This window comes from Coleofasciculus sp. E2-BRE-01 (genome assembly GCF_040221695.1).
Taxonomy (GTDB): domain Bacteria; phylum Cyanobacteriota; class Cyanobacteriia; order Cyanobacteriales; family Coleofasciculaceae; genus Coleofasciculus.
The window spans coordinates 135,532-149,726 of the sequence record NZ_JAVKEA010000200.1 but is presented as its reverse complement, the minus strand read 5'-3'; the positions used below and the strand labels follow the sequence as shown (position 1 = coordinate 149,726).

Below are 14,195 nucleotides of genomic sequence, written 5' to 3'. Positions count from 1 at the left end.
CGCCTAGCTGTTTGGAACATGAAGGATAACCGGAAAAGGTCATCGGTTCACGCTTTTAGGCGGGTAAGCTCAATTTCTAACATCTTTAGCAAAAGAAGCGTCAAAGTAGAAACTCTATCTCTAGGAGGAGCGTAGTCGATGGGACTACCGTGGTATCGAGTACATACAGTCGTCCTGAATGATCCAGGGCGTCTGATTGCTGTGCATTTGATGCACACTGCCCTTGTGGCAGGCTGGGCTGGTTCGATGGCTCTATACGAACTAGCCACATTTGATCCGAGTGATCCAGTCCTCAATCCCATGTGGCGTCAAGGGATGTTCGTGATGCCGTTCATGGCGCGTTTAGGGGTCACTGAATCCTGGCGGGGTTGGAGTATTAGTGGCGAAACAGCGACAGATGTCGGCTTTTGGTCATTTGAAGGCGTCGCCGCTGCTCACATTGTTCTGGCAGGTCTGTTGTTCTTAGCCGCCTGCTGGCATTGGGTTTACTGGGATTTAGAACTGTTTAGAGATCCTCGCACGGGTGAACCGGCGCTGGATTTGCCAAAAATGTTTGGCATTCACCTGTTCTTGTCTGGTCTTCTCTGCTTTGGCTTTGGGGCGTTTCACCAGACTGGGCTTTTTGGTCCGGGAATGTGGGTATCTGATCCCTATGGTCTAACGGGTAGCGTTCAACCTGTAGCCCCAGCCTGGGGTCCAGAAGGATTTAACCCCTTTAACCCAGGCGGTATCGTTGCTCATCATATCGCGGCGGGTATTGTCGGAATTATTGCTGGGTTATTCCACTTGACGGTTCGACCCCCAGAGCGACTGTTTAAAGCGCTGCGGATGGGGAATATCGAAACAGTACTCTCTAGCAGTATTGCCGCTGTATTCTTTGCGGCGTTCGTGGTGGCGGGTACAATGTGGTACGGTTCTGCGGCTACGCCGATTGAACTGTTTGGTCCAACCCGGTATCAATGGGATCAAGGCTATTTCCATGAAGAAATTGATCGCCGTGTGGAAATGGCGATGGCAGACGGAGCCAGCCCCTCAGAGGCGTGGAATCAGATTCCAGAGAAGCTGGCGTTCTACGACTATATTGGCAACTCTCCGGCTAAGGGCGGTTTGTTCCGCACAGGTCCCATGGACAAGGGTGATGGTATTGCCGAAGCTTGGTTAGGTCATCCAGTATTTACTGATGGCGAAGGTCGAGAATTGACGGTGCGCCGTATGCCCAACTTCTTTGAAACCTTCCCCGTTGTCTTAACCGATGCCAATGGTGTGGTTCGGGCGGACATCCCCTTCCGACGGGCTGAGTCGAAATATAGCTTTGAGCAAACTGGTGTTACAGCGACATTCTACGGTGGTCTTTTGGATGGTCAAACCATTAAAGAGCCCGCTGTTGTGAAGCAGTATGCCCGTAAAGCTCAACTGGGTGAACCGTTTGAATTTGATCGTGAAACCTTAAACTCCGACGGGGTATTCCGTACAAGTCCACGGGGTTGGTTCACCTTCGGTCATGCGGTATTTGCTCTGTTGTTCTTCTTTGGTCATATCTGGCATGGTTCCCGGACTCTGTTCCGAGATGTATTTGCTGGGGTTGATCCTGACCTAGACGAACAAGTCGAATTCGGTCTGTTCCAGAAAGTGGGTGATAAGACCACTCGGAAAAAAGAAGCGGTCTAAATATTGCACTAGAGACGTGCCATGGCGCGTCTCTACCATAATCATGGAGGGCAAGAGAAAAATTAATTTTTCTTTTGCCTCTTTCGCTATTGTGGTTGACTGAGCAAGGTAAACTGGTAGTACAGCAGATAATTGGGTAAGTTGTGACATGGAAAGCCTCATTTATATCTTTGTTTTGATTGGCGCTCTAGGCGTTCTGTTTTTTGCGATCGCGTTCCGGGAACCGCCTCGGATTGAAAAGTAGATCCCTGTGGCGCTGTCTTCTCTCCTGGAGAGCGCCATCGTTTAGATTGATCGTGAATTTGATCAGCTCTCTAGGATACTCTGAGCCTACATGAGTCTATCTGATTACTTTTGCCGACAGGGATTCGAGCAGGAAGACATTAGATAGACTTGTATCGGCTCAATTTTCTGTATTTAACCAGTCGGAAAAGACTTGCTATTATGCGATGCCCCTATTGTCAGCACACCGACAGCCGCGTTTTGGAGTCCCGTTCAACAGAAGCAGGACAAAGTGTTCGGCGTCGTCGGGAGTGTTTGATTTGTAAACATCGCTTCACGACTTATGAGCGGATTGAATTTGTGCCGATTACTGTCCTGAAGCGGGATGGTAAGCGAGAATCCTTCGACCGTTCTAAGTTATTACGGGGAATGGTGCGAGCTTGTGAGAAAACAGGAGTTTCCCAACGACGTCTAGAAGCGATAGTCGATGAGATTGAAGCTGAAGTTCAGCAGCACTATGGGCGGGAGGTTACCAGTGATGAAGTGGGTGAGTTAGTCCTGCGCTACCTACGACACGAGAGTGAAGTAGCGTATGTCCGGTTTGCCTCAGTTTATCGGAAGTTTCAGGGCATTCGCGATTTTATCGAAACCCTAGAGCATCTCAGAAATAATACTGAACTAGACAACCCCGGAATGTCGCCTATACCACCCGCTATTCCGAGCAAGTCTGATGATGCAGAGACATCAGCTTCCCTAGTCATTCCCGCATCAGAGGAGCAACAGGTTTTACAATAAGAGGCGTTAAACGCTTATCAGATAGCGATTGTATCATTTCACGATTCAGTACACCCGATTTTATAACCTTTTGTGTACTACTCGATCTCAACAGGGCGATCCAGATTGAGTTATAATTACCTGTCTGGACTTTATTAAATCTTTTAAAATAAGGTTAGGTTGAGACAAAGCAATGTAGGTGTAGGTGGCACAATACCGACGTGCGAGTACATCGACAGGAGGCATAGTCATTACGGAGATTAAACAAGGAAACACAACGCGCATGCTCAGTCAGAACACAAATACAGTAGATATTGGCTTCACTCACGACGATTTTGCCGCCCTCCTCGACAAGTATGATTATCACTTTAGCCCGGGTGATATTGTCGCAGGTACAGTATTCAGTCTGGAGCCAAGAGGCGCTCTGATTGACATTGGTGCTAAAACCGCCGCTTATATTCCCATACAGGAGATGTCAATTAATCGGGTTGACGCTCCCGAAGAAGTATTGCAGTCAAATGAAACGCGAGAATTTTTCATTTTGACTGACGAGAATGAAGATGGACAGCTTACTCTTTCCATTCGCCGTATTGAGTATATGCGGGCTTGGGAGCGGGTGCGCCAGCTTCAAACTGAAGACGCGACCGTTCGTTCTTTGGTTTTTGCCACAAACCGAGGTGGGGCGTTGGTTCGCATTGAAGGGCTACGAGGTTTTATTCCCGGTTCCCACATTAGCACTCGCAAACCGAAAGAAGATTTAGTCGGCGAAGAACTGCCCCTGAAATTCTTAGAGGTAGACGAAGACAGAAACCGCTTGGTTCTCTCTCATCGTCGCGCTTTGGTTGAGCGCAAGATGAACCGCTTAGAAGTTGGTGAAGTGGTTGTTGGTTCGGTACGGGGTATTAAGCCTTACGGTGCGTTCATTGATATTGGTGGTGTGAGCGGATTGCTACACATTTCGGAAATTTCTCATGATCATATTGACACGCCTCATAGTGTGTTTAATGTCAATGATGAATTGAAAGTGATGATCATTGACTTGGATGCCGAACGCGGTCGGATTTCGCTGTCAACGAAGCAGTTGGAACCTGAACCGGGAGATATGATCAACAATCGGGATCAAGTCTACGATAAGGCAGAAGAAATGGCTCAGAAGTATCGGGAGAAGATGCTGGCACAACAGGAAGGCGTTAATCCTGAATCTCAAGAAGAGGGGATTGAAGAAGAAGAGTTTGTGTCAGCGACGGAAGAGTAATTCCGGTGTCAGGACAGGTTTATACATCCAAAAATTTTTTGGGTTTGAACAGAGGGTAAATCCCTCTTTTTTTTTAAAGATAGTTTTGTAGAACTTCAACCGTTTTCTGTCCAGTTTTTGCCCAGCTAAATTGACGGGCGCGTTGGAGTCCGAGGGTGCTAAGGCGCGATCGCAGTTGGCTGTCGGTGGTGATAGAGTGCATCGCTGCGGAGAGTTCCAGGGTGTTGTAAGGGTTCACCAGGATAGCCGCGTCGCCTGCTACTTCCGGGAGGGCGGAGAGGTTGGAGGTGATTACCGGAGTCCCACACGCCATGGCTTCCAGAACCGGGAGTCCAAAACCTTCCCAGAGACTGGGGAAAATAAGTGCGATCGCGTTATTAAGAAGTATGGGCAGTTGGTTGTAGGGAACATAGTTGAGAAATTTAACCTGATGGCTTAAACCGAGGTGGTTGGCTTGGAATTGAAGTTTAGGGGTGTATCGTTTGTCACTTGACCCAGCAATCCACAGTTCATAGTCGCCACAGTTAGGCAAATTAGCAAAGGCGTCGATCAGTCGGTGTAGGTTTTTATAGGGATCATGGCGTCCGATGTAGAGGAAGTAGGGATTATGGTTAGCTGGAGTTGCTTCATCGGGCTTTTTGAGAAACGCAGAGGGGCGCAGAGGGGCGCAGAGGGGGCGAAAGTGGTTGGTGTCGTAAGCTAGGGGAATTGGCGTGATTTTGGTGGCGGGGATAGGGTAAAAGTCAGTAATGTCTCTGGCGGTGGCAGTGGAGTTACAGAGGATATGTTGGGCTTGGGTGAGGACTTGGGGGATATAGTAACGGAAGTAGGGGGTAAGGGGGGAGTTAGGTTTGGGAAAGCGTAGTGGGATCAGATCATGAACCATTACCACATAGCGGCAATTGCTAGAAAGAGAGGCTTCAGGGATGGGAGAAAAGAGGAGGGAAGAGTTTAAGCTGTGGTAGAGGCGGGGAAGTTGGAGTTGAGTCCATAACAAGCGACGGAAGTGACCTTTTGTTCCGTGGGCGGGGCTAAGATTGGCGGGAACAGGGTAACCGATAAAGTCAGAGGCGAGGGGGAAGTGGTTCGACGCGATGGGTGAAATCAGCAGGGTGGGATTCAGGGGTTTTAAGTAGGGGAATACGTTGGCAGCATACGTAGCGATGCCAGTGGGTTTGGAAAATAGAATGGAGAGGTTGACTAAAAGGGGAGAAGACAAGGTTAAATGATGGATTGAAGAATTGATTAACTGAGTAGAGATTTATAGGCATTTAGGGTTTCTTTCGCCGTTCTTTCCCAAGAGAATAGTTTAGCTCTTGCTTTGCCCTTTTGAATTAAGTCTTGGCGGAATTGAGAGTCACTGATGATTTTTAAGATAGCCTCAGCTAACTGTATGGAGTCGTTGGGATCAATGAGAAGGGCAGCATCGCCAGCGACTTCCGGGAGAGAGGAGGTATTTGAGGTAACAACAGGTGCGCCTAGAGTCATCGCTTCGAGAACTGGAAGCCCAAAGCCTTCGTAGTGGGAGGGATAGACAAAAACATCCGCCTGTTTATAAAACCAAGCTACATAACTGTCACTGAGATAATCTAGATGATAAATTTCCTCGTGCCAGTGCGAATGCGCGATCGCCCTCAAAATCGGCTTATATTTCCAGCCTTTCTGACCGATTAACACTAATTGATGCTCAATCTTATATTTTGCTTTGAGATAGTTAAATGCCTCAACAATTGCAATAATATTTTTACGCGGCTCTAGCGTACTTACAAACAACAGATAAGGTCGCGAAAAATCATAAGCGATTTGGGGATGTTCGAGTGACGCTATTCCCTCATCTTTTCCAGAATAGCGGCTCGCCAAGGGTGTTATCCAGATGCGCTCAGGCTTGACTTTCAAGTAATCAACAATATCTTGTTTAGCACTCTCGGAAATAGTTAATACTAGATCTGTCCACTGAAGACATTGTTTAATACGTTTGAAATATGTTTTCACCACAGAGTTAATATACTGAGGATACTTAACACAGGTAAGATCGTAGATAGTCATTACCTTTAAAGGCTGTCTATAAGGAAAAACAGTATAGTTAGTTCCATGAACAATATCGATAGAGTTTACATTAGGCTCTAAATAGATAGGAAGTAAACTAGGAAAATAATCAAGTAATACGTTAGATATTCTGACAGGTATAGGGAGTAAATGACAGTTAGAATACTGGTCAAGAAAGTCAGGAATATCTACTCTGCCTCGCAGCCAAGTTTTAAAGCCGGGTTGATAAATTATACCTAACTGAAAACTTTCTCGCGTTTGTTGGGAAACAAGAAAGTGGATTAAATTCGCTACATAGAGACCTACTCCACTAGGTTTGGGAGCGAGGGGAGTTGCATCAATCAAAATTTTTAGCATTAATTGAATTTAAATTTGCTTAAAGTCCTCTCATAAATTGAATATCTTGCCAATCCCATAGTCTTTCTGGAAATTGGTCAACACTCACTGGAATAGCATTCCAGTCATGAACCTGATAATGTGTAGCTCCTCTGTAGTGAATAAAGAGGCTGACCATCGTGAAAGATACAAAAATACTCACTATAACTAGTTTAGTTCTATTCCAATTAATTGTCTCTATTCCTTGCATCATTCGTACTAAAAAATAAATAAAGTAAGGTATAATATCTGAGAAAAATCTTGGACCAAATGAATATCCAGCCCACCAATGAGGAAAAGAAGAAATAGAAAGCCAATGTAAAATTAAAATCGCAAGTAAGCAATAGTCCAAGGCACTGATTCGCTTGACTTTAAAAAGCCAAATCACGCCTCCTAGAGAAAAAAGGAATATGGGAGTGAAGATAAATAACCCTCTAGATGGACTAATGAGATTTCCAAGGAGCGCTTCCAGAAAATAAGGACTAGAAGCAAGCCGAGAAGGTTGATAATACGGAGATAGAATGTGGTGATATATAGACAAATTGTACATTAGGAAAGGAATACCGATGGTTAACCCCCACGCAACAAAATGTAAAAAGTACCGCCTATACTTAATTAATATAAAAACTGAGATCGCTATGATAGATAAACTATTGGTCGGTCTAACTACATAGGAAAATGCTAGAGGTATACCAACGAATTGAATTATCCAAGGTTTATTTTTTGCCACCAGTAGCAGGTATAGACAAATAGATAACATCAACATTGATGGTCCGTGTTGCCAAAGAGCGCGACTAGCTGTTGACCAAGACGAGGTGCAAAAAGCAAAGATAAAAGTTACAGCCAAAGAAGACCAACTATCTAGAAAAAAATTGGATATTAAATAAATAAATAGAGCTGTAACCGTTACCAAAAAAGACGCAACAAATTTTTGCAGATCGGGATTGAAGGCTAAAATCCCTAATTTTTCTGAATTAATAATCTCATTATGAGCTTCATAGTGAGCTTTAATTGACGGAAAAAATACAGAAATAAAATGAGATTCTATAGTTAAATCTATCTTATTTTCAAAAAAATAAACTATGGGAAAAATAACAGGAACAGATAAAATTGAAGTGCCGATCGGAAATATTGTGTAGTAATGTCCATTAATATTATCAAGAACACCATATTGGCTTCTAGCTAGTTCACCACTATACTCATCTAGGTTAGTATTGCCTTCTTTAATAATACTTACTGATGTATGAGCAGCCCAAATCGAATCACCCACCTGACTGATAGGGCTGTAAAGATAAACTGTAAATACAAGTAATAAAAGTAGTCCCAATACCAAATAGCGGATGATTCTGCTTTTAATTTTTTTCATAATCTCATACAACTAAAAATGAATCAAAAAGGTTTTTGTGAGTCGTTAAGCTAAGGATTCTAAGTCACTTAGCCAAGCCTCAAGGAGATTGAGTTCTTCTGGAGCTATGACAGAAAGATTTACCAGACTCTTATAGCAAGTCCGCATATTATCCATCAATTTATCTGTGCCAGGTTCTAATTTCAATTTTGCCAAGGTTTTGCAGATTTCACGATTTTTGAGATACCCATCTATTTCTTGGCTAAAATCTTTCATTAAGTTATGGTGATTTCTATCCTGCCACACAGTTGGTTCGTGAAATAAAACTGACCAACCATTTACCCAAGCAATTGCCTGAGCAATGAAACTACGCCAAATATCAGTCATACGAAAGGAACAGTATGCTGGTAGATATAATAGTGGGTAGGCATCAAACCACCAAGTTGTATTCTGGCTATTAAATGGACACCACGAACCCTGTGCTAGTGCTAAACGTCTATCTTTCCTGAAGTATTGTGGCAATGGTAGTGTTAAACGATAGATTGCGTCAACGTCAGGATTGCCATCTGCAAGCCCTTGTTGGATGGGACAATCTACCTGTGAAATTTCTAAGGAATCCCAATCAAGTTGGTTACCCAGAATAGAATCTAGTGGAAAACCTCTTGGCCAAATATTAGCTTCTGTGAAATAACTGTAGGCATTTATCCATCCCATGTTGCTCGCGGTAATAACATTTTGTTTTCTTGTCCGATCTTGCCAGAATTCTTCACGAGGCATATTATCATCATCTGTCTCGATAATGATTGATGCTTTATTTTTTATGGCGAGAAGATAGCCAATGTTTTTCCGAGCATAATGTCGGGTAGGACATTGTTGAGCAAACTTAAATTCACTGGCTAGCTGACGTTCGAGGCTATAAAAATCGCATCCTTTAAGGTTAAAATCGGATGGGCTATCTAAATCTCCAAGAAGGAGAAACTCCCATTTATTTTTAGTACTTTCTGAAGCAAGTCTGGATAAAACTTTATTGGGTTTTCCAATAGATGTAACAACAACAGCTACTTTTTCTTTATTAGACATATACATGGATCTATTTGCTCAATTTTTATTGGATTGAATTTTTAATTTTTTAGCCCCTTTAAAATACCTTTCTAAAAAGAGGCGTCCCAGATTTTTAAACGCATCATGAATAGCTGCCCTATGGACGCTGGGACTAGCAGCTTGGTAATGAATAGGCACTTCAGCAATTTTAAATTGGCGACAGTGAAATTTTATTTCTGTTTGAAAGAAATGATATCTAGATTTAATACCTTGACTCAGAATATACTTGAGACTTTGTTGGGTAAACATTTGAAATCCACTGGTCATATCAGTAAGTTTTGTTCCTAGGAGTAGGTTGGTTATGATAGTTCCTCCTCGGCTAATCAAACGACGACTTAGGGGACTGTTTTTTATCCTTCCTCCCTGACAAAATCGACTTCCAAAAACACAGTCAAAACCTTGAAGCATTTTTGGAAAAAATTTTTGGATATCTGAGGGCTGGTGACTAAAGCCAGCATCAATTTCTAAAATCCAATCACATCCAGCATATATCGCTTCTTTGTATCCTCTAACATAAGCATCAACAACACAACGATTCTCTGGCGCCCAAACTACATTCAATCGAGATTCTGACTCCGCCAAAGTTAGTAAAATGTCTAGAGTATCATCAGTACTAGCACAATCAATAACAGCGAAAAAGGTAACAGAAGCAAATCCTTCACATTGTTTTAAGGTTTCTTTGACAAACGTCGTCGCTAAATCAGCTTCATTCGCCATTGGACAAACTATACCTAAATTAAGTTTTGCCATGCTACTATTCATCAATTTCTTCATCAGGATCTAGTTTGTAAGAGTTAACTTGTTTCACTATTAGTTGTGAACTAATGCTTTAATGATTGTTTTCGGTAACATTAGGTATCAATTTAATCCTTAATAATGAGATTAATATTATCCATATTATACATGAGAAAAGAAAATAATTTAAGTTTTGTAAAATAAATAGCCATATTGCGTTTGTCTTTTGGAGCAAAAGAAATATTATTCTGGTTCCAATCCTTGTACTTAAAAACAATGTTGTTAATTCCTTTTTTGCCCGTAAACTCGATTAAGTCTTCTTTGACTTTATTTTCTGAAATATTTAAAATATTACGAATCACTTGTCCATTCACTTTAAGCAAAACTTCCTGATTATCAATTGGGTTATTAAAACTAAAACTTAGTACAATTTTTTGAGAAGTAGAAAGTTTAAAGCTTAGTCGAGTCTCTGAGCCAAGACCCCAACGCCATCTATTATTTTGTTGATCTTGTTCAATCTCGCTCAACCCCGTAATAGTTAATCCATATGGATTTCTACTCTCAAGTAAATTAAATTTAACTAAGTCTAACAAAGGTTCAAATTTAAGCTGGGAACCTAATGCTAAATTGACTTGATTCCTTAAAGCTATATTTTTGGGAATAAATTTAACTTTACCAGCCCAGGGTATCTGAGTTTCTATTGTCGGTTGACCAAAACGTACATAAAAATCTTGCACACAGTTTTCAGGCAACAAATCTGTATATAAATTAATTCCAGAAAAGTCATTGACTGCATAAAATTCCGTAAAAAAAGACCATTCATTTGAATTGAAACAGCGAGTTTGACCAGTGGCTTTGAAAATGTCTGGACTATCCGGCAAGAATAATTTGTTCCAGCCCGCATCAAGATAGGGTTTAATTTGGTCAGGATGTAACCGCGCAAAAAACTGACCCATAACCTTTTTTTTATGAAATCTTCTTAGGGAAAAAACAGAGGCATTTTTCCAAAAATATGGGCAAAGTTCTTCAGTCCCTAAACCGTTACCTCCCACTATACAAAAGGGCCAATCAAGTACAGCTTCTCCAGGTTGCTGTTTAACCAAGTTCATATAACTAAAAAAATTTTTATCAAAGGAGTAAGGTTGATAGTTAAATTTAAATGAATAAGCTATATATATTTCCATGCAAGCTAGACAAACTAAAAGAATAGAAATGAAATTTCTTGTCCATTTTTTAAATCTGTAAAATTCAATATGCAAACTCAAAAGACCTAAAATGACTGGGTAAATAACAGTACAGCGACCTTGTACTCTGTTTAATGTAAACCAAGGAAATAATTTTAAGATGGGAAAGTTAACTGGGTGGTATAAAATACAGGAAATAAAGATTATAACTAAAGGTATAAAGATTATACGCTGTTTACGAGCTTGCCATAAACCTAAAATGCCCAATATTAACAAAAACAAACCGGGACTACCAGCCCCTAACCCTTCTGGTGAATCCTTTAAGATTTTATCAAATATAGGTTGTCCTGGGTTAATCCAAGGTAAATAAGGAATCAGTAATCTCACAGGGTGAGCCCACCAAGCTCCATTATTGATTCCTGTAAAATCAAAGCTTTTAGCTTGATGGTAAATTTGAATAACTAAAGGTAAGTATATATAAGATAATAGAAAAATTAATCCGAGTAACGCTAAATGAATAAGAGGAAGTTCTATTAGCTCATGTTTGTAGGTTATGGCTTGATGATAAATCTTCTTAAAAAGCCTGGACGGATTATTGTAATGTCTATGCCCTAAAATAAATATAACAAACACAATACATACGCTTAAAGACATTAAAGTATAGCTAGCTATATAGGCTAATTCTTGACCTAATGATAAAATACAGAAAACCATTTTTAGTAAAACAAATTTTAGAGAAACATTTTCTTTATATACGATTTTCTTGACTAGAATAAAATCAGTCACCAAACTAAGAACCATCCAGTGAATTACAGAAATGCTGAAATGACCTGGATATTTATGTATGGCATAAAAGTTACCAAAAGAGACTACAAGTCCAAACCAACTAGCACGAACGAAACCATAATCTTTCACTAAAATAATAAATGATCCTATTGCAGTTACGAGAACTGATGCGAGATAGTAAAACTGTAGCCATGCTCCTAAGCCAAAAAGTTTATAAGAAATTGCATATATAAAATCTCTTTCAAGTGACCAAGGTTGAAAAACTTGATTAACTCCATAGGGATAGAATGATTGATTATTGAGTAAATCTAAATGAGGAAACGGGAATATATGAAAATTTTCACTTAAATAAAATCCCGTATATTCCCAATAATCCAAGTCTCCACCTCCTGATAATGGGGCAGAAAAATTTTTAATGACTAAGACTGAAAAAAGAAAGCCAATGATAGTTGTTATAGCAATAAAAGCTGATATTTTTAATCCGTATGCACTTTTATTCATTAATTTGCGCCAAATACCCAATATAAATTTACCAAGATAATTTCTAATAAGTGAATCAAGTTTACGTAAAATTACTATCTTTATGGTTAGACATATAGATTATTTTTGGAAGATAGACTTAAATAATCAAGCTCTATTTTTGACCAAACATAATGGCTTTTAACAAAACGTTGCCCTTGTAATCCCAACTGAGAGCTGACGGACTTTTGGAGCCTGCCTACAGCCACGATAAATTCATCCTTATTCTTATACCAAAGTCCCCCTTGCGCTCGCCTACACTGACCAACTAAAACATCACATCGCCCATTAACTAAAACGGGCTTACCGACTGCCCAAGCTTCTAACAATACCATGGAAAGACTTTCATAAGGCGATGGCATGACTAAAATATCACAAGCAGCTAGTGCATTCCACTTGGTTTGCTCATCCACAAACCCTAAAGCGAGGATATCTGGATGTTGGGGAATCGGCATGGTAGGCTTTCCCAGTAAGACTAACTTTCTTGGTTTTGTTTCCTGCGATCGCAGCTCTATGAAATAGCGAAACAACTCCTCACATCCCTTAGACGGATCGACTCTGCCAATATACAACAAAAATGGCTCGTCAATCTTATACTTTTGCCGAAACACTGCTGCACTATAAACATCGGGGGGTTCCACCGCCACTCCCACAATTGGTCCTTCACAATTAATATGGGGAAAGCGTGCTTGTATCAAATCCCGTTCTTCCGGCGTATTAAAGATAAACCCACGCGGTTTCTCAAATAACCTATCCCACATACTCAGATATAGCGTCCACTCATTATGAGCTAAAGGCGCTAAATATGCTTTTTCAGCGACCCAGGGTAAGATAAAGTAAGTCGTCGCGTATAAATACGTGAAAAAAATAAAGGCATCATAATCACCTTGATACTGTTTGACATAGTTTATCAGATCAGGTGACCAAGGTCCCTGAACTTGCATCCACGCTTCCTGTTCTTCGAGAGATACAGTTCTGATCTGAGAATAAATTTTATCCGATAATCTATTGAAACTGGCGACATCTCTGGGTTGTGCCACCTCAAAACGCCTAATTTTCACTCCCAAGATTTCGGAAACTCCTGGTGAATAGTAATTCTGCCAAGTCATATACTCCAAAGCACAAGTTGTCAGGATTTCTAAATCCCAATACTTAGACATCTGTTGGGCAATCTGAAGACAGAGCGATTCTGCACCCCCATTAACCTCCAATCCGCAGCGCTGAACAACAAAGGCAATTTTAGGCATTACTCTAGCTGATCGTCAGGATAACTTCGGTATAAAAAAGCAGGCTTTTTGGTTCGGGCTTTTTGCTGGTTGATCGCCCGCACAAAAATATATTGTCCTAAATCGAGTTCTCGATGCTTTAACAAAGATTCTAACTGAGCGATTGAGCAGTAATGATTGGCATGATTTTCATGGACATCAGCCGTAAACATCGATTCGATTGTAAACCCCATATAATTGAGTAACAACTGTAACTCGTGCTTATTATATTCTCGATTATGTCTGCCATAATATCCGTAACCCGAATAGGGATCATAAATGTTAGCTCCAGCAATCATTTTACTAACGTTTTCTAAGCGGCTGACATTGGGCGTTGTCAAGATTAGCACACCATTTGGCTTTAAGACTCGTTTGATTTCCTGGATAACGGCGACAGGGTCTATCAGCAAGTGTTCAATGATTTCACAAAATAAAACAACGTCAAATTCTTCATCTTTAAAGGGAAATAAATCTCCTTCTATGTTAAAGTGAAATGATTTAAGTTCTGTTGAACATTGTTTGCCCGTGTAAAAATCTTTGTAGTTTACGTTTTGAACAAGATCGGTAATATTAGAACCAAAATAGTTAGCTAAAACTAATTCAAGTCGAGTAAATTCTTTGAGTAGTAGAGTTGTGAAATAGGGATTAGCACCTAATTCTAAGCACTTACCCGATATATCTTGGGCTAACCCGTATGTATAGACAAATCGTCGAAAATCTTGGTCGCAGTAATTCGCCATTTCTTGAGGAGGAGCATCAGCGACTAAGACCGATTTTAAATATTTACGAATTTCATCTTCACTCACCCCTTTTGGGAGCGGTAATTCTGGGGTTAAAGAAAAAAAATAACTTGGCGTTTCCTGCCATTTATTTTTAAGTTTATGCTTTATTTTTTTAGCCGCTTTAATAATTATATTCAT

General features: G+C 40.7%; 12 protein-coding genes. 4 read left to right on the top strand and 8 right to left on the bottom strand.

What is annotated here, in order from left to right; all coding sequences use genetic code 11:
* Nucleotides 1-138 precede the first annotated feature (138 nt).
* The 4 genes from psbB (at nt 139) to RIG66_RS25885 (ending at nt 3,919) form a co-directional block, all read left to right on the top strand.
* A complete protein-coding gene (gene psbB / locus RIG66_RS25900) occupies nt 139-1,668 on the top strand; it encodes a photosystem II chlorophyll-binding protein CP47 (protein ID WP_446381737.1) in 1,530 nt (509 codons plus the stop codon).
* A gap of 148 nt (nt 1,669-1,816) precedes the next feature.
* Nucleotides 1,817-1,912 carry a photosystem II reaction center protein T gene (locus RIG66_RS25895; protein ID WP_063712032.1) on the top strand — a complete coding sequence of 32 codons (96 nt, stop codon included), beginning with the start codon at nt 1,817-1,819 and terminating at the stop codon, nt 1,910-1,912.
* Between the two features lie 200 nt (nt 1,913-2,112).
* The gene (gene nrdR, locus RIG66_RS25890; protein ID WP_446381735.1) at nt 2,113-2,685 is read left to right on the top strand and encodes a transcriptional regulator NrdR; all 573 of its coding nucleotides are present in this window, start codon (nt 2,113-2,115) and stop codon (nt 2,683-2,685) included.
* 262 nt (nt 2,686-2,947) lie between these two features.
* Nucleotides 2,948-3,919: a 30S ribosomal protein S1 gene (locus tag RIG66_RS25885; protein ID WP_446381733.1), complete on the top strand. Its 972-nt coding sequence runs from the start codon at nt 2,948-2,950 to the stop codon at nt 3,917-3,919.
* Nucleotides 3,920-3,992: 73 nt separating this feature from the next.
* Here the strand turns inward: RIG66_RS25885 and RIG66_RS25880 are convergent, their stop codons facing one another.
* The 8 genes from RIG66_RS25880 to RIG66_RS25845 all read right to left on the bottom strand — a co-directional run bounded on the left by RIG66_RS25880 (nt 3,993) and on the right by RIG66_RS25845 (nt 14,195).
* Entirely contained in the window at nt 3,993-5,138 is a 1,146-nt protein-coding gene (locus tag RIG66_RS25880) for a glycosyltransferase family 4 protein (protein ID WP_446381731.1), read from the bottom strand.
* A gap of 26 nt (nt 5,139-5,164) precedes the next feature.
* Nucleotides 5,165-5,965: a glycosyltransferase family 4 protein gene (locus RIG66_RS25875; RefSeq protein ID WP_446381727.1), complete on the bottom strand. Its 801-nt coding sequence runs from the start codon at nt 5,963-5,965 to the stop codon at nt 5,165-5,167.
* Nucleotides 5,966-6,341: 376 nt separating this feature from the next.
* Nucleotides 6,342-7,706, bottom strand: a complete 1,365-nt coding sequence (locus tag RIG66_RS25870; RefSeq protein ID WP_446381725.1) for a hypothetical protein — start codon at nt 7,704-7,706, stop codon at nt 6,342-6,344.
* 45 nt (nt 7,707-7,751) lie between these two features.
* Nucleotides 7,752-8,765: an STELLO glycosyltransferase family protein gene (locus RIG66_RS25865; RefSeq protein WP_446381723.1), complete on the bottom strand. Its 1,014-nt coding sequence runs from the start codon at nt 8,763-8,765 to the stop codon at nt 7,752-7,754.
* 18 nt (nt 8,766-8,783) lie between these two features.
* Nucleotides 8,784-9,536 (bottom strand): glycosyltransferase, encoded by a 753-nt coding sequence (locus RIG66_RS25860; RefSeq protein WP_446381721.1) that lies wholly within the window; start codon nt 9,534-9,536, stop codon nt 8,784-8,786.
* Between the two features lie 113 nt (nt 9,537-9,649).
* Complete coding sequence (locus RIG66_RS25855) at nt 9,650-11,992, bottom strand: hypothetical protein (RefSeq protein ID WP_446381719.1); 2,343 nt, start codon at nt 11,990-11,992, stop codon at nt 9,650-9,652.
* An 86-nt stretch (nt 11,993-12,078) separates the two neighbouring features.
* Nucleotides 12,079-13,257, bottom strand: coding sequence for a glycosyltransferase family 4 protein (locus RIG66_RS25850; protein ID WP_446381717.1), 1,179 nt, complete (start codon nt 13,255-13,257; stop codon nt 12,079-12,081).
* Entirely contained in the window at nt 13,257-14,195 is a 939-nt protein-coding gene (locus tag RIG66_RS25845) for a methyltransferase domain-containing protein (protein ID WP_446381715.1), read from the bottom strand. Before RIG66_RS25845 ends, RIG66_RS25850 begins: the two co-directional genes overlap by 1 nt.

Excerpts from the sequence above, each read along its gene's own strand:
- nrdR (WP_446381735.1), top strand. The coding sequence starts at position 2,113 with ATGCGATGCCCCTATTGTCAGCACACCGACAGCCGCGTTTTGGAGTCC.
- RIG66_RS25875 (WP_446381727.1), bottom strand. The coding sequence starts at position 5,965 with ATGACTATCTACGATCTTACCTGTGTTAAGTATCCTCAGTATATTAAC.
- RIG66_RS25855 (WP_446381719.1), bottom strand. The coding sequence starts at position 11,992 with ATGAATAAAAGTGCATACGGATTAAAAATATCAGCTTTTATTGCTATA.
- RIG66_RS25860 (WP_446381721.1), bottom strand. The coding sequence starts at position 9,536 with ATGGCAAAACTTAATTTAGGTATAGTTTGTCCAATGGCGAATGAAGCT.
- RIG66_RS25870 (WP_446381725.1), bottom strand. The coding sequence starts at position 7,706 with ATGAAAAAAATTAAAAGCAGAATCATCCGCTATTTGGTATTGGGACTA.
- RIG66_RS25885 (WP_446381733.1), top strand. The coding sequence starts at position 2,948 with ATGCTCAGTCAGAACACAAATACAGTAGATATTGGCTTCACTCACGAC.
- psbB (WP_446381737.1), top strand. The coding sequence starts at position 139 with ATGGGACTACCGTGGTATCGAGTACATACAGTCGTCCTGAATGATCCA.
- RIG66_RS25895 (WP_063712032.1), top strand. The coding sequence starts at position 1,817 with ATGGAAAGCCTCATTTATATCTTTGTTTTGATTGGCGCTCTAGGCGTT.
- RIG66_RS25865 (WP_446381723.1), bottom strand. The coding sequence starts at position 8,765 with ATGTCTAATAAAGAAAAAGTAGCTGTTGTTGTTACATCTATTGGAAAA.
- RIG66_RS25845 (WP_446381715.1), bottom strand. The coding sequence starts at position 14,195 with ATGAATATAATTATTAAAGCGGCTAAAAAAATAAAGCATAAACTTAAA.
- RIG66_RS25850 (WP_446381717.1), bottom strand. The coding sequence starts at position 13,257 with ATGCCTAAAATTGCCTTTGTTGTTCAGCGCTGCGGATTGGAGGTTAAT.